Genomic DNA, 18336 nt, shown 5'->3' with positions numbered 1-18336 from the left:
TTATCTCCTCGGGCCATTGGGCGGGACTCTTACAGGCACCGGTACCGAGGTGCAATCAGAGGAGCAATGCGACGCAAAGGAAGATGAGCGGAATAAGGCCGGTGTCCCGGTTGGCGCGAAACAGTTGCAGCAGTTTCGCGTTATCTTCGATGTCCAGCCCGCGCAGTTGCCACGCCATGTGCCACCCCATTGCCCAAGGTCCACCAATGGCCACGACCAGCGCCAACACGCTGGAATTGGGCAGTGCGGCCTCGACGATGGCCAGCCCCATCAGCGCCACGGTCGCCACAAGAAAAAACTTCAGCCATTTCGCGGTGTCGGTCCCGAACAGGCGCGCGGTGGACTTGATGCCGATCAGCTCGTCATCCTCGGCGTCCTGGTGAGCATAGATCGTGTCGTAGAACAGCGTCCAGGCGATGCCGGACAGGTACAGCAGGATCGCGGGCCATTCGACCGTGCCGCGATGCGCCGCCCAGGCCAGCAGGGCGCCCCAGTTGAAGGCCAGCCCCAGAAACACCTGCGGCCACCAGGTGAAGCGCTTGGCATAGGGGTAGATCGTCACCGGCAGCAGCGACAGGACGCCCATCGCGATGGCCGCCTGGTTGAAGGTCAGCAGGATTGCCAGCGCCAGAAGGCACTGGATGCCCATCCAGATCACCGCCTGCCGCACGCTGACCTGACCCGAGGGGATGGGCCGTGAGCGTGTGCGTTCAACCTTCGCGTCGAACTTGCGGTCGGTGATGTCATTCCAGGTGCAACCCGCGCCACGCATCAGAAAGGCCCCGGCCGCGCACCCAACGGCAATCCACAGATCGCCCCACCGCGGCTGACCGTCATGCAGGATCGCCAGCGCCAGGCCCCACCAGCACGGAATCAGCAGCAGCCACGTCCCGATCGGCCGGTCCGCGCGCGACAGCCGCAGATAGGGGCGGGCAAAGGCCGGGGCGCGGGTATCGACCCAGTTGCCGGTAACGGCGTCGGCGACCTGACCGTCTGGTGTTGGGGCATTGCCTTGCATATGTAGGGTCTCATGAGTGCGAAGATCAGGCTGTATGTAGATCACCCTTTGGGTGCGGGGCAATCGGTTCCTTTGACGCGCGAGCAGGCCCATTACCTGTTCGGCGTCATGCGTCTGGCCGTGGGCGGGCAGGTGGCCCTGTTCAACGGCCGCGATGGCGAGTGGCTGGCGCAGGTGGCCGAGGCGGGCAAACGGGGCGGCGCTCTGAGCTGTCTTGAACAGACCCGGCCACTGCAACTGCCGCCGGACCTGTGGCTGCTGTTTGCCCCGATCAAGAAAGCGCGGACCGATTTCATCGTCGAAAAGGCGGCCGAGATGGGGGCCGCGAAGATCATGCCGGTGCAGACCGCCTTCACCAATTCCGAACGCATCCGCCAGGACCGGCTGCAGGCCCATGCGGTCGAGGCGGCCGAGCAATGTGGCGGCACCTTCGTGCCCGAGGTCTGCAACCTGCAACGGCTGGACAAGCTGTTGGACAACTGGCCGGACGGCCGCCAGCTGATGTTCTGCGACGAGGTCGAGGCCGGGTCGGCCCTGCGCCTGGCCGCGCAGGACAAGGGCCGACCGTGGGCCATCCTGATCGGCCCCGAGGGCGGGTTCTCCGATGCCGAGCGCCAGCGGCTGAAGGATCTGCCTTTCACGCATGTGGTCAGCCTAGGGCCGCGCATCCTGCGAGCCGATACGGCGGCGGTGGCCGCGATGACCCTGTGGCAACAGGCGCTGGGGGATTGGTCCTGATGTGGCGGCTGGCGCGGCAACAGGACATTCCGGCGATCGAACGGTTTCTTCTGGATCATGTGCAAAGCTCGATGTTCGCGCTGGCCAACCTGCGAGACTTTGGCCTGAACGCACCCGCGCCGCGCGCGATGAGCATGTGGATGCTGGGCGACCCGCTGCGCGGCGTGTTCGGCATCACCAACGAAGGCATGATCCTGCCGCAATGCCCGGATCTGCCCGAGGCCGACCTGACCGCGGCAGCTGACCTGATCCGGGGCCGCACGGTCATGGGGCTGGCGGGCGAAGCTTCGCAAGCCCGCCGGTTTCTACAACAGGCCGGATGGCAGGACCGCGCCGCGCATCTGGACCGGGACGAACCGTCCTTTGCGCTGGATCTGCGCGACCTGATCGTTCCGCCAACGGAAAACGCACGGCTGGTGCCGCTGTCGGATGGCGACCGAAGCCTGTTGATCCGCTGGCGCGAGGCCTATCATCTGGAATCTTTGGGCACCGACCCGGGCATGGCCCGCAAGGCTGCGCAGAAGGACATCGACGGATATATTCAGCGCGACTCGCACCGGCTGCTGATGGTCGACGGCCAGCCCGTCAGCATGACAGGCTTCAATGCCACGCTGCCCGAGATCGTCCAGATCGGCGGCGTGTTCACCCCGCCCGCGCTGCGCGGTCGGGGCTATGCCCGCACCGCCGTCGCCCTGCATCTGGCCGAGGCGCGGGCCGCCGGCGTTCGCAAGGCCGTTCTGTTTGCGGCTTCAAACGCCGCCGTGCGTGCTTATGTTGCTATTGGGTTTGCCCCTGCCGGGACCTTTTCACTGGTCCTGTTCAGCGATCAGATGGAGGCCGCGTCATGAGTTTCATCCGTCCCGAAGCCAAACTGGCCCTGTGGCGCTGGCGCGAGGTGCTGGCCGCCGGGTTCGTTCTGATCCTTGGCCTCAGCTGGATCGGCGGGCCGGGCGGGTTTCTGGGCTGGCTGGGCTGGGTACTTGTGGTGGTCTCGATCGCGCTGGCCGTGATCGGGGTACAGCGGGCCCGCTTTCGGCTGGGCGCGGGCGGGCCGGGCGTGGTATCTGTGGATGAAGGGCAGATCGCCTATCTGGGGCCGCTGGAAGGCGGCATCGTCGCCACCCGCGAAATCGAGAGCCTGACGCTGGACCCCACCGCCAGCCCCGCGCATTGGGTGCTGCAGCAGCCCGGCCAGCCGCCGCTTCACATTCCCGTGAATGCCGAGGGGGCCGAGGCGCTGTTCGACGTGTTCTCGGCCCTGCCGGGGCTGCGGACCGAGCGGATGCTGTCGGAACTCAAGGGCGGGGCGTCGCATCCGGTGGTGATCTGGGAACGCCACCCCTCGCGCCCGGCGCACATCCGGTTGAACTGACCGTGCATTGACACCGGGGGAGATTGCGACCACCACTGACCCCCACGACTCGACACATCAGGATCGGAGCACGGTTCATGTCCATTCCTCAGTCCGGCGGCGGGCCGATCGAACGCCACGAACAACTGGCCGAATACCTGGCCGATGGCTGCAAACCCAAAAGCGAATGGCGCATCGGGACCGAGCACGAGAAATTCGGCTACTGCAAGGACACGCTGAAACCGCTGCCCTATGAGGGCGAACGCTCGATCCTAGCGGTGCTGCAGGGGCTGCGCGACGGGCATGGCTGGACCCCCGTGGAAGAGGCGGGCAAGCTGATCGGGCTGGAAAAGGACGGAGCAAACGTCTCGCTGGAACCGGGGGGGCAGCTGGAGCTGTCGGGCGCGCCACTGGAGACCATCCACGAGACCTGCGACGAAGTGAACGCGCATCTGCGCGACGTGAAGGACATCGCCGACAAGATCGGCGTAGGCTTCATCGGGCTGGGCGCCGCACCGATCTGGAAGCATGAGGATATGCCGCTGATGCCCAAGGGCCGGTATGTCCTGATGAACGACTACATGGAAAAGGTCGGCGACATGGGCCGCGCCATGATGCGCCGGACCTGCACGGTTCAGGTCAACATCGATTTCGGGTCCGAGGCGGACATGGTGCAGAAGCTACGCGTGGCGCTTGCCCTGCAGCCGGTGGCGACCGCGCTGTTTGCCAACTCGCCCTTCTTCGAGGGCAAGCCCAACGGCCACAAAAGCTGGCGCAGCTACATCTGGCGGCATCTGGATGACGCGCGCACCGGCATGCTGCCCTTCGTGTTCGAGGACGGCTTCGGGTTCGAGCGCTACGTGGAATATGCCTTGGATGTGCCGATGTATTTCGTCTATCGCGACGGCAAATATATCGATGCGCTGGGCATGTCGTTCCGCGATTTCCTGCAGGGAAAGCTGCCCGCGCTGCCGGGCGAGACGCCGACGCTTTCGGATTGGGCCGATCACCTGACCACCGCCTTCCCCGAGGCGCGGATCAAGAAATTCATGGAAATGCGCGGGGCTGACGGCGGCCCGTGGCGCCGCCTGTGCGCGCTGCCCGCTTTCTGGGTGGGGCTGACCTATGACCAGTCCGCGCTGGATGCCGCATGGGATCTGGTCAAGGGCTGGGACGCCGAAACCCGCGAGGGGCTGCGCGTCGCCGCGGCCCAAGACGGGCTGCAGGCGCAGGTCGGCGGCATCAACATGCACGATCTGGCGCGCGAGGTGGTGGCCATCGCCGACTCCGGCCTGAAGGCCCGGGCGCGGCCGGGTGCCGGCGGGCTCGTCCCGGACGAGACCCATTTCCTGAACGCGCTGAAGGAAAGCATCCAGTCCGGCAAGGTGCCGGCCGACGAACTGCTCGAGGATTACCACGGCGACTGGCAGGGCGATCTGACGCGGATCTACCCCGAATACAGCTACTGACCGCGACCTGTTGCAATTAGGGGCCTGTTAGCCACATTCCCGGACCGCGCCTTGTTCGGCGGCGGCGTTTGCGCGATACATTCGGGTCAGGTTGTCCGGTCGTGGTGCTTTCATGGCGCGTATCAGTGAGTTGCATTATTCCAATGCCTATGCCGCGAATTCGGGCGTGTCCGAATTCCTGGAGGTGTCCCTTCGCCCGGACGAAGACCCGGCGGATTTCACCGTGTCTTTCTATCAGGCGAACGGGCAGGTCGGGATCGAGATCCCGCTGAACGATCCTTCCGTTCAGGTCACCGTGGACCCCGACAATAACGAGATCGTCTATGTCATCTCGGCCGATGATTTCCCGATCTTCCTGACCGATCCGGATGGCGGCGGCGCCACCAATTACGAAGCCTATGCGCTGACCAACACCGCCACGGGTGAGGTGATAGATTTCTACGACATCGGTGGCGGCACGCAGAACATCGTCGCGGTCGATGGGTTGGCGGCTGGGGAAACCTCGGTCAACCTGCCGGTGCTGGTCGGGCCGAACCAGACCACGACGACCCTGCAATTCAACCAGCCCGATCCCGGCACGCTGACATATGGCCCCTTGTCGCCCGGGGATACCGGGGCCGCGTGTTTCACGGCAGGAACCTTGGTGGATACCCCCGAGGGGCCGCGCCGGATCGAGACGTTGCAGCCCGGCGACACGGTCCTGACCGTCGATGACGGCCCTTGCCGGGTTCGCTGGATCGGCGGCCGCACGGTGCGCGGCGTGGGCCGGTTTGCGCCGGTGGGCATCCGCGCGGGTGTTTTGGGCGCCACGGCAGACATTCTGGTCTCGCCCCAGCACCGCATTCTTGTCAGCGGCTGGCAAGCCCAGCTTCTGTTCGGCGAGGATGAGGTTCTGGTTCCGGCCAAGTCGCTGGTAAACGGCGACACCGTCACCGTGCAGCCCTGCGACATCGTTCGTTATGTCCATCTGTTCTTCGACCGGCACCAGCTGGTCACCACTTCGGGTCTTGTGTCCGAGAGCTTCTTTCCGGGGCAGGAGGCGCTCTCGGGGCTGGAACAGGAGGCCGCGCGCGAGCTGTTTGCGCTGTTCCCCGACCTGCGGACCCATCTGCAAGGCTATGGCCCCACGATCCGCCCGGTCCGGTGTGATCGACAGGCAGCGGTTCTGCGCGCGACCTGATCGCGCGGCCCGGCCCTCTTGCTTTCGCGCGCTGCTGTGATAGCAGGACAGCAACAGAATTCAGGGGACCGTCATGGACGATCTTAAGGCAAAATATCTGGGTCAGATCGCTGACGCAGGCGACGAAAGCACGCTGGAAGCGATCCGCGTGGCCGCGGTGGGCAAAAAGGGCGAAGTGGCGCTGAAGATGCGCGAACTGGGCAAGATGACGCCCGAGGAACGCCAGGTCGCCGGCCCCGCGCTGAACGCGCTGAAGGACGAGATCAATTCGGCGCTGGCCGCCAAGAAGGCCGCATTGGCCGATGCCGCGTTGGATGAACGTCTGCGGACCGAGTGGTTGGACGTGACGCTGCCCGCGCGCCCGCGCCGCCAGGGCTCGATCCACCCGGTCAGCCAGGCGACCGAGGAACTGACCGCGATCTTTGCCGAGCTGGGCTTCTCCGTCGCCGAAGGCCCCCGGATCGAGACCGACTGGTACAATTTCGACGCGCTGAACATCCCCGGTCACCACCCCGCGCGGGCCGAGATGGACACGTTCTACATGCACCGCGCGCCGGGCGACAATCGCCCGCCGCATGTGCTGCGCACCCATACCTCGCCGGTGCAGATCCGCTCGATGGAGAAGCAGGGCGCGCCGATCCGCGTGATCTGCCCGGGCGGCGTCTATCGCGCCGATTATGACCAGACCCACACGCCGATGTTCCACCAGGTCGAGGGCCTTGCCATCGACAAGGATATCTCGATGGCGAACCTGAAATGGGTTCTGGAGGAATTCGTCAAAGCGTTCTTCGAGGTCGACGACGTCGAACTGCGCTTCCGCGCCTCGCATTTCCCGTTCACCGAACCCTCGGCCGAGGTCGATATCCGCTGTTCCTGGGAAGGCGGCCAGCTGAAGATCGGCGAGGGCGATGACTGGATGGAGATTCTGGGCAGCGGCATGGTCCACCCCAAGGTGATCGCCGCCGGCGGGATCGACCCCGAGGTCTATCAGGGCTTTGCCTTTGGCATCGGCATCGACCGTCTGGCGATGCTGAAATACGGCATCCCGGATCTTCGGGCGTTCTTTGACAGCGACCTGCGCTGGCTGCGCCACTATGGGTTTGCGGCGCTGGATATGCCCAACCTGCATGGTGGCTTGTCACGATGAAATAGCGTGGGGCTTGCCCTGCTGCCCAAGAGAATTCGGCGGGTAAGCCCGCCTTACCGGACAGGAAAACAGAAATGAAATTCACCCTCTCCTGGCTGAAAGACCACCTGGACACCGACGCCTCGGTTGATGAGATCGTCGAGGCGCTGACCGATCTCGGGCTCGAGGTCGAAGAGGTCATCAACCCGGCCGACAAGCTCAAGGATTTTACCCTGGGCTATGTGAAACATGCCGAGAAACACCCCGATGCCGACAAGCTGCGCGTCTGCAAGGTGGACACCGACGAGGGCGAGTTGCAGATCATCTGCGGCGCCCCCAACGCGCGCGAGGGCATCACCGTCGTGGTCTGCAAGCCGGGTATGTATATCCCCGGTCTGGATCTGACGATCAGCGTCGGCAAGATCCGCGGCGTCGAAAGCTTTGGCATGATGGCGTCCGAGCGCGAGCTGGAACTGTCGGACGAGCATGACGGCATCATCGAGCTGCCCTCGGGCGAGGTGGGCCAGCGGTTCGTCGACTGGCTGGCCGAGAACGACCCCGCCAAGATCGACCCGGTGATCGAGATCGCCATCACTCCCAACCGCCCCGATGCGCTGGGCGTTGCGGGCATCGCGCGCGATCTGGCGGCGCGGGGTCTGGGCACGCTGAAGCAGCGCGACTATGCCCCGGTGCCGGGGGATTTCGAAAGCCCGATCAAGGTGACGATCGACGATGACACGCTGGATGGCTGCCCGCATTTCACTGGCCGCCTGATCCGCGGTGTCAAGAATGGCCCCAGCCCGCAATGGCTGCAGGATCAGCTGAAGGCGATCGGTCTGCGTCCGATCTCGGCCTTGGTGGACATCACCAACTACATGACTTTCGACAGCAACCGCCCGCTGCACGTCTTTGACGCCGACAAGGTCAAGGGCAATCTGCGGGTGCACCGCGCCAAGGGCGGTGAGAAGCTGGTGGCGCTGGATGAAAAGGAATACACGCTGCAGCCCGGCATGATGGTGATTTCCGACGACAACGGCCCGGAATCCATCGCCGGCATCATGGGCGGGATGGAGACCGGCTGTACCGAGGACACGGTGAACGTGTTCCTGGAAAGCGCCTTCTGGGACCACGTTCAGATCGCGCTGGCGGGCCGCGCGCTCAAGATCAACTCGGACGCGCGCTACCGGTTCGAACGCGGGGTCGATCCGGCATACACGCTGGAAGGGCTGGAGCACGCGACCCAGATGATCCTGGATATCTGCGGCGGCGAGGTTTCGAAGGTGGTCGAGGCCGGCAAAGCGCCGGACCATTCGCGCGCCTATCGGTTGGATGCGGCGCGGGTGCAGTCGCTGGTGGGCATGGACATCCCCGAAAGCGAGCAGCGCCAGACCCTGACCCGGCTGGGCTTCCGGCTGGAAGGCGACATGGCCCATGTGCCCAGCTGGCGCCCCGACATCCAAGGCGAGGCCGACTTGGTCGAAGAGGTCGCCCGCATCGCTTCGCTGACCAAGCTGCAGGGCAAGCCGCTGCCGCGCGTCACGGATGGTATTCCCAAGCCGGTCATGACTCCGGCCCAGCGGCGTCAGTCGATGGCGCGGCGCACCTGCGCGGCGCTGGGGTACAATGAATGCGTCAGCTATACCTTCATCGATCGGGCCTCGGCCGCGCTGTTCGGTGGCGGCGATGACGCGACGATGCTGGAAAACCCGATCTCGTCCGAGATGAGCCACATGCGCCCCGACCTGCTGCCCGGCCTGTTGCAGGCCGCGGCGCGCAACCAGGCGCGCGGCTCTGCCGATCTGGCCCTGTTCGAGGTCGGCCCGGTCTTTCATGACGGGGAACCCGGCGAGCAACGCACCCAGATCGCAGGCCTTCTGGTCGGACGGACCGGACCCAAGGATGTGCATGGCACCACCCGCGCGGTCGACGTGTTTGACGCCAAGGCCGATGCCGAGGCTGTGCTGACCGCCATCGGGGCCCCGGCCAAGGTGCAGATCCTGCGCGACGGCGATGCCTGGTGGCATCCCGGCCGTCACGGCAAGATCTGCCTGGGCCCCAAAAAGGTGCTGGGCGTGTTCGGTGAACTGCATCCGCGCGTGCTGCAGCAGTTGGACATCAAGGGCCCGGCCGTGGCCTTCACCATCTGGCCGGACGAGGTGCCGCTGCCGCGCAAATCCGGCACCACCCGCTCGGCGCTGGAGCTGCGCGACCTGCAGGCGGTCGAGCGTGACTTTGCCTTTGTCGTCGATGCCGATGTCGAGGCGCTGACGCTGGTAAATGCCGCCGCCGGGGCCGACAAGGCGCTGATCGAAGAGGTGCGTGTATTCGATGAATTCATCGGCGGCAGCCTGGGTGAGGGCAAGAAATCTCTGGCCATCACCGTGCGTCTGCAGCCGACCGACAGCACGCTGAAGGAAAAAGACATCGAGGCGGTGGCGGAAAAGATCATCGCCAAGGTCACCAAGGCCACCGGCGGCGTTCTGCGCGGCTGAGGTGGCTTGAACCCGAAGTGGCACGCGCGCCCATGGCGCGCGTGTTTCATTTTGCGAAGAAATCCGCCAGCAGGTCAAAGACCAGCCGGATGCGGCGGCTGGTATGCAGCTCGCGATGGGTGGTCAGCCAGATCGGGAACCGCAGCGGCTCCATGTCGGGAAGGACGCGCTCCATACCGGGTGTGGCATCGCCCACCGGCTCGGACATGGGCGCGATGCCAAAGCCCTGCCTGGCAAACTCCCACGAGACGATGCCGTTCTGCGACCCTAGGCGGAAGTTTTCTTCGGTCAGATGCAGGCCGATCGGTTCGAAATAGGCGATCATTTGTGCGGTGTCGCCGAAACTGATGAACGCGTGCCGGGACAGGTCCGACAGGGACTTGGGGCGTCCAGCGCGGTTCAGGTAGGTGGTGGCGGCATAGAAATGCCCGTCAGCCTCCTGCACCAGTTTTGCGATCAGGTCAGGCTGGTCGGGGCGGACGTGTCGGATGGCGATATCCGCCTCGCGCCGCATCAAATCGCGAATGTCGTTCGCGGCGATCACGTCGATCCGTAGTTTCGGGGCTTGCGCGCGGATCTCGCGCAGCAGTTCCGGCAGGATATAGGCCGACATCACGTCGCTTGCGGTGATCCGCACCTGCCCCTCGATCGATTGCGCCTGACCGGACGCGGCCAACGCAATGCGATCTGCAGCTGCGCCCATGGTCCGTGTGTGCTCCAACAACTCGATTCCGGCGGTGGTGATCTGAAGCGATCGGCCGACCCGTTCGAAAAGCATCACGCCCAGGTCGGATTCAAGCGCGGCGATCTGGCGGCTGAGGGTCGGTTGCGTCTGGTCCAATCGCCGCGCCGCGGCCGAAAGTGAGCCGGTCTCGGCTGTCGCCAGAAAGGCGCGGATATGGTTCCAGTCGAATTTGCGCGGATCATCCATGCATGAATGTATAAGGATTCTGCGAATTTCGGCAATTCACCTTTGAAACGCGTATCACTACCTTGCGCTCAAAGGAGAGCCGACATGACTGCCACAGCCAAATTCTGGGACGGAATCGCCGAGAAATACGCGAAATCCCCGATCCGCGACATGGAGTCCTACGAGCACACGTTGCAACGCACGGTGTCCTACCTGAAGCCAACCGACCAGGTGCTGGAACTGGGCTGCGGAACCGGGCGCACCGCGCTGCGGCTGTCCGGCCATGCGGATACGATCACGGCGAGCGATGTCTCTCCGGGCATGTTGGCCGTGGGCCGCAGGTTGGCGCAAGAGGAACAGATCGAAAACGTTGTCTTTGTCGAGGCCGACGCGACCCGCCCCCCGAATTGGGCCTATGATGTGGTGATGGCGTTCAATCTGCTGCACCTGATCCGCGATCTAGAGGCGACGCTGGCCGGGGTTCATGAGGTGTTGAAACCCGGCGGTCTGTTCATTTCAAAAACGCCCTGTCTTGCCCAGGGTGGATTGGGGTTCAAGTTCGGCTTGCTGAAGCTGTTGCTGCCGGTCATGCAGCTTTTGGGCAAGGCGCCATTCGTCAGCCAATTCGACATCAAGACACTGGAAACGACCATTGAAAAGGCCGGGTTCGAGATCATAGAAAGCGGGAATTTTCCGGCAAAACCGCCCTCGCGCTATCTGGTGGCTCGCAAGCTGTAACGCCAGCGCTGCATCAACAGGCAACTTCCGCATTGGGCTTTGCGGGTTTGGACAGTAAACAGGGCCGGAAGCAAAATGCGGAGGTTGCAATGGGATTGAATGTCTACCTGTCGGGCGAGATCCACACGGATTGGCGCGAGCAGATCATCGAAGGCGCGCAAGGGCTGGACGTCACTTTCAACAGCCCAGTGACCGATCATGCGGCCAGCGACGATTGCGGTGTCGCCATTCTGGGGGCCGAGCCGAACAAGTACTGGCACGACCACAAAGGCGCGATGGTCAACGCCATTCGCACCCGGAAGGGGATCGCCGATGCCGATGTCGTCGTGGTGCGGTTCGGGGACAAGTACAAGCAGTGGAACGCGGCCTTTGACGCGGGCTATGCTGCGGCCCTGGGTAAGTCGATCATCGTGCTGCACGGCCCCGACCATCAACATGCGCTGAAAGAGGTCGATGCCGCCGCGTTGGCGGTGGCCGAGGAGCCCCGTCAGGTGGTCGAGATCCTGCGGTATGTGCTGACCGGGAAACTGCCCGGTTGATCGCACGGAATGCCAACGCCGCTTGCAAGGCGGCGACGGCGTGATCCCTTACCCGCGCGGAGGCGTGACCAGACCCTTTTGAACCGCGGGCCGGTCCAGGAACCGGTTCAGATAGGCGATGGTGTTGCGATGATCGTCCCAGCCGACCAACTCTTTGGCGCCGTAGAAATCAAGGCCGCGCAGCCACGGGGCCAAAGCGATATCGGCAATTGAGTACTCACCGGCGATCCAGTCCTGCCCGTGCAACTGGGTCTCGACGACATTCAGCAGCCGATTGGCCTCGTTGATATACCGCTCGCGCGGGCGCGGGTCTTCGATTGCGCTGCCGGCGAACTTGTGGAAGTAACCCAGTTGCCCGAACATCGGGCCCACGCCGCCCATCTGAAACATCAGCCATTGCGTGATCCGATACTTGTCGGCCGTGTTCTGGCCCAGGAACTTGCCGGTTTTCTCGGCGAGGTACAGCAGGATCGCACCACTTTCGAACAGCGCCAAGGGCTGTCCATCAGGGCCGTCAGGATCGATGATCGCTGGAATCTTGTTGTTTGGGTTCAGCGACAGAAACTCGGGGCTTTTGACGTCGGCGTCTGACAGGGTGACCTTGTGCGCCTCATAAGGCAGGCCTGTTTCTTCGAGCATGATGGATACCTTAACGCCGTTCGGCGTCGGGAAGGAATAGAGTTGGATCCGCTCTGGCGAATGCGGGGGCCATTTGGTCATGATCGGGAAGGTGGCGGTGTCCAGCATGGCAAGCTCCTTGTTCGGGTACTATTGCAAGCTAGGCTTTCGGGGGCGGATTGTTAGATGGCGGTCTGTGCAACCCCGGGCAGCGACTGTTTGCTGAAGCACAGCGGGGAAATCCCGGGTATTTCAAACCTAGACCTGTGCGGTTTTATCGCCCAATGTTGCGGAAACCCCGCGCAAAAGTCGCGGGTTTGTTGCTGTTGGAAAGGAGACGCCCGTGGATGAGGTCGTGACGCAGGTAGGGGCATTTGCCCCATTGATCATGAGCGCGGTCAAAGCCCTGATCGTTCTTGTTGTCGGCTGGATAGCCGCTGGCATGATCGCAGGGATCGTTCGCCGCCGAATTAATTCGACCCCGCAAATCGATCCGACTTTGGGGAATTTCGTTGCCAGCACGGTCAAATGGGTGATCTTGGCCATTGTTCTGGTTGCTGTACTTGGCATCTTCGGGATCGAAGCGACGAGTATCGTTGCCATTCTGGGTGCCGCTTCGCTGGCCATCGGCCTTGCGCTGCAGGGCACGCTCAGCGATCTAGCAGCAGGTGTGATGCTGGTGGTTTTCCGGCCATACAAGCTGGGTCAGTTCGTGGACATCGGTGGGACAGCCGGCACGGTGAAGGACCTGAACCTGTTCACGACCGAACTGGTCACGCCCGACAATGTGCAGATCATCGTTCCCAACGGTCAGGCCTGGGGGTCGATCATCACCAACTACTCGGCCCACGACACGCGGCGTGTCGATCTGGTATTCGGGATCGACTATGGCGACAATGCGGATGCGGCCATGAAGATCATTCTGGATGTGGCCAAGGCGGACAAGCGCATACACTCGGACCCCGAGCCCTGGGTGCGTGTGACCAACTTGGGAGACAGCTCGGTAGATCTGACCGCGCGGTTGTGGTGCGCTGCCGCCGACTATTGGGACGTCAAGTTTGATCTGACCAAGGCCGTCAAGGAAGCGTTTGACAGCAAGGGCATTTCGATTCCCTACCCGCACTCGGTGGAAATCCACAAAGAGGGCTGAATGCTCCCGCCCGTCCGTCGGGCATTGGAAATGCCCTTCTCCGGTTGGGCCAAGCGCCGCGCAGATGCGCGGCGCTGTTGCGTTGCGATCAGGCCTTGACGACCATTGCGGGCGAGACCACGTCGATCCCGAGCGCTTTGCCTACGGCGTAGTAGGTCAACTGGCCGGCGTGCACGTTGAGGCCTGCCAGAAGGTGGGGATCGTCCTGGCACGCCTGCTTCCAGCCCTTGTCGGCCAGCGCCAGCATGAACGGCATTGTTGCGTTCCCCAGCGCGATGGTCGAGGTCCGTGCCACCGCACCCGGCATATTGGCCACGCAGTAGTGCATGATGCCATCCACCTCATAGATCGGATCCGCGTGTGTCGTTGCCTTGGAGGTTTCGAAGCAACCGCCCTGGTCGATGGCAACGTCGACAAGCACAGCGCCCGGCTTCATGGTCGACAATTGCTCGCGGGTGATCAGTTTCGGTGCGGCCGCGCCTGGGATCAGAACGGCCCCGATCACCATATCAGCCGACTGGATCAGCTCGGCCGTGGCACCCGCGGTCGAGTACTGGTTTTTGAACCGGCCACCGAAGACGTCATCCAGATAGCGAAGGCGCGGCAGCGAACGGTCCAGAACGGTCACATCAGCGCCCATGCCAGCCGCCACCTGAGCCGCATGCGTGCCAACGACGCCGCCACCGATCACGACAACCTTTGCCGGGCCCACACCAGGGACGCCGCCCATCAGAACGCCGCGCCCGCCATTGGCCTTTTGCAGGGTCCACGAACCGACTTGCGGGGCCAGACGCCCCGCGACTTCGGACATCGGGGCAAGCAGCGGCAGACCACCGTTGGAATCCGTCACCGTTTCATAGGCGATCGCCGTGCAACCCGAGGCCAGCAGATCGTGGGTTTGCTCCGGGTCGGGCGCAAGGTGCAGGTAGGTGAACAGCAGCTGGCCTTCGCGCAGCATCTTGCGCTCGACCGCTTGCGGTTCCTTGACCTTGACGATCATGCCGGCGGTCGCGAACACCTCTTCAGCGGTGTCCACAATGCGCGCGCCTGCGGCGACATAGGCGTCGTTGTCAAAGCCTGAACCCAACCCGGCGCCGGTTTCGATGATGACCTCGTGACCACGGGCAACCGCTTCCTGCGCGGCGTTCGGGGTCATGCCGACGCGGAATTCCTGCGGTTTGATTTCTTTTGGGCAACCGATTTTCATGGGGCTCTCCATTCATAAACTGCACAAATTATGTGCAGAAAGCCGCGCAATTTCTGTGAAACTCGGTGCGCAGATGCGCTAATATGTGGGAAATTTTTCGATGAAATGAGAAAATCTTGCAACGGATGTGCGTGAATGTCACTTGATGCGACTGACCGAAAGATTCTGGCGGCCCTTCAGCGCAAGGGGCGCATGTCGAACGCGGAACTGTCAGAGCAGGTCAACCTGTCGCCCTCTGCCTGCCATCGCCGGGTCCAGCGGCTTGAGGCGGAAGGCTATATCCGGGACTATGTCGCGCTGTTGAATGCGCGCAAACTGGGGGTGCCGACAACCGTATTCGTCGAGATCACCTTGCAGGGTCAGGCCGAGGAGGTGCTGGAGGCTTTCGAGCGGGCAGTCCGGCGCATTCCGGACGTTCTGGAGTGCCACCTGATGGCCGGGTCGGCCGATTATGTCCTGAAGGTGGTCGCCGAAAACACCGAGGATTTTGCGCGCATCCACCGCCAGTATCTGTCGCGCCTGCCCGGAGTTGCGCAGATGCAAAGCTCGTTCGCCCTGCGGACCGTTTTCAAGACGACCGCACTGCCTGTCTGATCCTGGTGCGGCAGTCTTGCCGATGCGGTTGTATCTGCCGTTGAGCCGGTTCAATATTGGGCTTCGGGGCGGGAAACAGGTCGTCATGACATTGGCCGGTTACACGTACCCGATATGGTCCGAGACTGTTGAAAGATAAGGAGCAGGCCCTTGGCTGAAGAATATGAGAACACAGTCGACGATTGGCTGGAAGCCGAGTTGCAGGACACACTGGACGAGGATTTTGAGATCGAGTTCAGTGAACCCATGCTGTCGATGGAGGTCCGCAAGATCTATCGCGAACAGCATCCTGAAATGCTGGATCGCAAGGTCTATTTCCGCAACCTGTTGCGCCTGCAGGCCGAGCTGATCAAGGTTCAGGACTGGGTGCAGCATACCGGCGCCAAGGTTTGCATCCTGTTCGAAGGGCGCGACAGCGCTGGAAAGGGCGGAGTAATCAAGCGGATCACCCAGCGGCTGGACCCGCGGGTTGCACGCGTCGTCGCTTTGCCTGCCCCCAGCCGGCGCGAGCAGAGCCAGTGGTATTTTCAACGCTATGTGCCGCATTTGCCGGCGGCGGGTGAGATCGTTCTGTTCGACCGGTCGTGGTACAACCGGGCGGGCGTTGAACGGGTGATGGGCTTCGCCACCGAAGCCCAGGTCGAGCAGTTCTTTCAGGACGTTCCCGAATTCGAGCGCATGTTGGTTCGGTCGGGGATCATCTTGCTGAAATACTGGTTCTCGATCACGGACGAAGAACAGCAGCTGCGCTTTCTGATGCGAATCCATGATCCGATGAAGCAGTGGAAACTGTCACCGATGGACTTGGAATCGCGCATCCGCTGGGAAGACTATACCAAGGCCAAGGAAGACATGCTGTTCCGAACCAACATTCCCGAGGCCCCCTGGTACATTGTCGAAGGCAACGACAAAAAGCGGGAAAGGTTGAACTGCATGGAGCACATTCTGACCAAGATTCCGTACGAAGAGGTGCCCCACGAAAAGGTCACTCTGCCGGATCGGAAATACAATCCCGAGTATGAACGGCGGGTTCTGCCGGACGAATTGTACGTGCCCAAGATCTACTGAAACGACAAACCCCCGGGCGATGCCACGGGGGTCGTCAAATAGTGTCATCCAAAGCTGGACGAGGAAGATCTTAGAGCAGACCTTCGCGCTGGGCTTTCTTGCGTGCCAGTTTACGGGCACGGCGGATCGCTTCAGCTTTCTCGCGCGCTTTTTTCTCGGACGGTTTCTCGAAATGTTGCTTCAGCTTCATTTCACGGAACACGCCTTCGCGCTGCAGCTTTTTCTTCAGGGCACGAAGCGCCTGATCGACATTGTTGTCGCGAACACTAACCTGCATGTGGTTGTCACCACCTTTCTAGATAGAGTTGCAAGGAAATTGCAGGAGTTGGCCGTATAGCAAAGCGGACCTAACTTGTCTAGTACTGGGCCCAACAGTCGGAGGACCGCCATGACCGTGACCTATGAAGATGCAAAACAGCAATTGCTGGACGCAATTCTGACCCATGTTCCTTTTGATGGTTGGTCCGAAGAGAGCTTTCGCGCGGCCATTGCAGACTGCGATCTGGACGAAGGTCTGGCCCGGGTCATCTGCCCGCGGGGCGCTGTGGATCTGGCGCTCGCATTTCACGCCCGTGGGGACGCCGAGATGCTTGAACGGCTGAAGTCCGAGGACCTGAGCGATCTGAAGTTCCGCGACAGGATTGCCGCCGCAGTGCGCTTCCGCCTGCAGGCTGTCCCCGACAGGGAGGCGGTGCGACGAGGCGTGACTTTGTTTTCGTTGCCGTCATATGCGGCAGATGGCGCCAAGGCGGTCTGGGGCACCTGTGACCTGATCTGGGATGCGCTAGGCGACACTTCGGATGACGTCAACTGGTACACCAAACGCGCGACACTGTCGGGTGTGTATTCCTCGACCCTGTTGTTCTGGTTGGGCGATGACAGCCCGGACCACCAGCGGACATGGGAATTCCTGGATCGCCGCATCGCGGATGTGATGCAGTTCGAGAAGCTCAAGGCGCAGGTGAACAACAATCCGCTGTTCAAACCGTTCCTTGCGGTTCCCAACTGGCTGGCAAGTCAGGTTCGGGCGCCAGTCAGGATGCGGGCCGATCTGCCGGGTCTTCTGAACCCGCGCAAGTAACCGCCTCTTGTTGCTGGGCCTTTCCCGATTCGCCTGATACCCATTGCGCAAAGGAGTTTTGCCAATGCCCCAGATGATGCGCGCGATTGAGATCACCACGCCCGGAGGTCCGGACGTTCTCAAGCTGACGGAACGCCCCCTGCCCGAGCCGGGTCACGGTCAGGTGGTTCTGAAAGTGGCCTATGCCGGCGTCAACCGCCCGGACGCTCTGCAGCGGGCCGGGGCCTATGATCCGCCGCCGGGGGCCAGCGACCTGCCAGGACTCGAGGCCTCGGGCGAGGTGGTGGCCATCGGGTCCGGCGTCTCGGGGGTGGCACTGGGGGATCAGGTCTGTGCGTTGTTGCCTGGCGGCGGGTATGCCGAATACGTGGCGACACCGGCGGTGCACTGCCTGCCTGTGCCCTCGGGCCTGAGCCTGAAACAGGCCGCCTGCCTGCCCGAAACTTTCTTTACGGTCTGGTCAAACGTGTTCACTCGTGGCGGGCTGAAGGCTGGCGAACGGTTCCTTGTACATGGGGGATCGAGCGGGATCGGTACTACGGCCATTCAACTGGCCAACGCTTTCGGAGCCCGGGTCTTCGTGACGGCCGGTTCGGACGAGAAATGCCAGGCCTGTCTGGACCTGGGGGCCGAGAGGGCAATCAACTACAAGACCGAGGATTTTGTTGCTGCCATGCGGGCCGAAGGTGGGGCGGATCTGATTCTCGACATGGTTGGCGGCGATTACATCCCTCGCAACGTCAAGGCGCTGGCCGAGGACGGCAGGCTGGTTCAGATCGCGTTTCTGCAAGGACCCGTCGTCGAGTTGAACTTTGCGCTGATGATGGTCAAACGCCTGACCCTGACCGGCAGCACGCTGCGGCCACAGAGCGATCAGGCGAAAGCGCGCATCGCGCAGGATCTGCATGAGGCGGTCTGGCCGCTGCTTGAGGCTGGAAAAGTTGCCCCGGTCATGGACAGCGAATTTGATCTGGTCGATGCCGCCACTGCGCATGCCCGCATGGAAAGCTCCGGCCACATTGGCAAGATCGTCTTGAAAGTATCAGGCTAGGCATGT

19 protein-coding genes are annotated in these 18336 nt (G+C 62.7%); 14 read left to right on the top strand and 5 right to left on the bottom strand.

The window, feature by feature from the left end:
• Window positions 1–55: 55 nt before the first annotated feature.
• Window positions 56–1018, bottom strand: a complete 963-nt coding sequence (ubiA, locus tag AC2FNZ_RS01875) for a 4-hydroxybenzoate octaprenyltransferase (RefSeq protein ID WP_496839353.1) — start codon at window positions 1016–1018, stop codon at window positions 56–58.
• A gap of 12 nt (window positions 1019–1030) precedes the next feature.
• Between ubiA and AC2FNZ_RS01870 the strand changes: the two genes are divergently transcribed.
• From AC2FNZ_RS01870 to pheT, 7 genes are all read left to right on the top strand, one after another.
• Window positions 1031–1756 (top strand): 16S rRNA (uracil(1498)-N(3))-methyltransferase, encoded by a 726-nt coding sequence (locus AC2FNZ_RS01870; RefSeq protein ID WP_496832056.1) that lies wholly within the window; start codon window positions 1031–1033, stop codon window positions 1754–1756.
• On the top strand, window positions 1756–2604 hold the full coding sequence (locus tag AC2FNZ_RS01865) for a GNAT family N-acetyltransferase (RefSeq protein WP_496839352.1): 849 nt from the start codon (window positions 1756–1758) through the stop codon (window positions 2602–2604). The genes AC2FNZ_RS01870 and AC2FNZ_RS01865 overlap by 1 nt, the downstream gene beginning before the upstream one ends.
• Window positions 2601–3128 carry a hypothetical protein gene (locus AC2FNZ_RS01860; RefSeq protein ID WP_496832052.1) on the top strand — a complete coding sequence of 176 codons (528 nt, stop codon included), beginning with the start codon at window positions 2601–2603 and terminating at the stop codon, window positions 3126–3128. The genes AC2FNZ_RS01865 and AC2FNZ_RS01860 overlap by 4 nt, the downstream gene beginning before the upstream one ends.
• 77 nt (window positions 3129–3205) lie before the next feature.
• Entirely contained in the window at window positions 3206–4576 is a 1371-nt protein-coding gene (locus tag AC2FNZ_RS01855) for a glutamate--cysteine ligase (RefSeq protein WP_496832050.1), read from the top strand.
• A gap of 112 nt (window positions 4577–4688) precedes the next feature.
• Window positions 4689–5756: a Hint domain-containing protein gene (locus tag AC2FNZ_RS01850; RefSeq protein WP_496839350.1), complete on the top strand. Its 1068-nt coding sequence runs from the start codon at window positions 4689–4691 to the stop codon at window positions 5754–5756.
• A 73-nt stretch (window positions 5757–5829) separates the two neighbouring features.
• Window positions 5830–6903, top strand: a complete 1074-nt coding sequence (gene pheS, locus AC2FNZ_RS01845; protein ID WP_093963563.1) for a phenylalanine--tRNA ligase subunit alpha — start codon at window positions 5830–5832, stop codon at window positions 6901–6903.
• A gap of 74 nt (window positions 6904–6977) precedes the next feature.
• Entirely contained in the window at window positions 6978–9374 is a 2397-nt protein-coding gene (pheT, locus tag AC2FNZ_RS01840; protein WP_496839348.1) for a phenylalanine--tRNA ligase subunit beta, read from the top strand.
• A 46-nt stretch (window positions 9375–9420) separates the two neighbouring features.
• Here the strand turns inward: pheT and AC2FNZ_RS01835 are convergent, their stop codons facing one another.
• Window positions 9421–10305 (bottom strand): LysR family transcriptional regulator, encoded by an 885-nt coding sequence (locus AC2FNZ_RS01835; protein WP_496839346.1) that lies wholly within the window; start codon window positions 10303–10305, stop codon window positions 9421–9423.
• 84 nt (window positions 10306–10389) lie between these two features.
• Here AC2FNZ_RS01835 and AC2FNZ_RS01830 point away from each other — a divergent pair, with 84 nt between their 5' ends.
• Window positions 10390–11022: a class I SAM-dependent methyltransferase gene (locus AC2FNZ_RS01830; RefSeq protein WP_496839344.1), complete on the top strand. Its 633-nt coding sequence runs from the start codon at window positions 10390–10392 to the stop codon at window positions 11020–11022.
• A gap of 89 nt (window positions 11023–11111) precedes the next feature.
• Complete coding sequence (locus AC2FNZ_RS01825) at window positions 11112–11561, top strand: YtoQ family protein (RefSeq protein WP_170342319.1); 450 nt, start codon at window positions 11112–11114, stop codon at window positions 11559–11561.
• 48 nt (window positions 11562–11609) lie between these two features.
• On the opposite strand, the gene AC2FNZ_RS01820 is transcribed toward AC2FNZ_RS01825, so the two are convergent.
• Window positions 11610–12308: a glutathione S-transferase family protein gene (locus tag AC2FNZ_RS01820; protein WP_496839343.1), complete on the bottom strand. Its 699-nt coding sequence runs from the start codon at window positions 12306–12308 to the stop codon at window positions 11610–11612.
• 214 nt (window positions 12309–12522) lie between these two features.
• Here AC2FNZ_RS01820 and AC2FNZ_RS01815 point away from each other — a divergent pair, with 214 nt between their 5' ends.
• Window positions 12523–13329, top strand: a complete 807-nt coding sequence (locus tag AC2FNZ_RS01815; protein WP_170601100.1) for a mechanosensitive ion channel family protein — start codon at window positions 12523–12525, stop codon at window positions 13327–13329.
• An 88-nt stretch (window positions 13330–13417) separates the two neighbouring features.
• On the opposite strand, the gene ald is transcribed toward AC2FNZ_RS01815, so the two are convergent.
• Window positions 13418–14536, bottom strand: coding sequence for an alanine dehydrogenase (ald, locus tag AC2FNZ_RS01810; protein WP_480776052.1), 1119 nt, complete (start codon window positions 14534–14536; stop codon window positions 13418–13420).
• Between the two features lie 135 nt (window positions 14537–14671).
• Between ald and AC2FNZ_RS01805 the strand changes: the two genes are divergently transcribed.
• Together AC2FNZ_RS01805 and ppk2 are read left to right on the top strand one after the other, a co-directional pair.
• Window positions 14672–15130, top strand: coding sequence for an Lrp/AsnC family transcriptional regulator (locus tag AC2FNZ_RS01805; protein ID WP_093963556.1), 459 nt, complete (start codon window positions 14672–14674; stop codon window positions 15128–15130).
• A 150-nt stretch (window positions 15131–15280) separates the two neighbouring features.
• Window positions 15281–16198: a polyphosphate kinase 2 gene (ppk2, locus tag AC2FNZ_RS01800; RefSeq protein WP_093963555.1), complete on the top strand. Its 918-nt coding sequence runs from the start codon at window positions 15281–15283 to the stop codon at window positions 16196–16198.
• Between the two features lie 70 nt (window positions 16199–16268).
• On the opposite strand, the gene rpsU is transcribed toward ppk2, so the two are convergent.
• The gene (gene rpsU / locus AC2FNZ_RS01795) at window positions 16269–16475 is read right to left on the bottom strand and encodes a 30S ribosomal protein S21 (RefSeq protein WP_005614280.1); all 207 of its coding nucleotides are present in this window, start codon (window positions 16473–16475) and stop codon (window positions 16269–16271) included.
• Between the two features lie 111 nt (window positions 16476–16586).
• Here rpsU and AC2FNZ_RS01790 point away from each other — a divergent pair, with 111 nt between their 5' ends.
• Together AC2FNZ_RS01790 and AC2FNZ_RS01785 are read left to right on the top strand one after the other, a co-directional pair.
• Window positions 16587–17279, top strand: coding sequence for a COQ9 family protein (locus tag AC2FNZ_RS01790; protein WP_170342311.1), 693 nt, complete (start codon window positions 16587–16589; stop codon window positions 17277–17279).
• Window positions 17280–17343: 64 nt separating this feature from the next.
• Window positions 17344–18330, top strand: coding sequence for an NAD(P)H-quinone oxidoreductase (locus AC2FNZ_RS01785; protein WP_496839342.1), 987 nt, complete (start codon window positions 17344–17346; stop codon window positions 18328–18330).
• Window positions 18331–18336: the final 6 nt, after the last annotated feature.

Source organism: Ruegeria sp. SAZA006 (assembly GCF_059613465.1).
The sequence above is the reverse complement of the archived record's forward strand: the minus strand, read 5'-3'. Positions and strand labels throughout refer to the sequence as shown.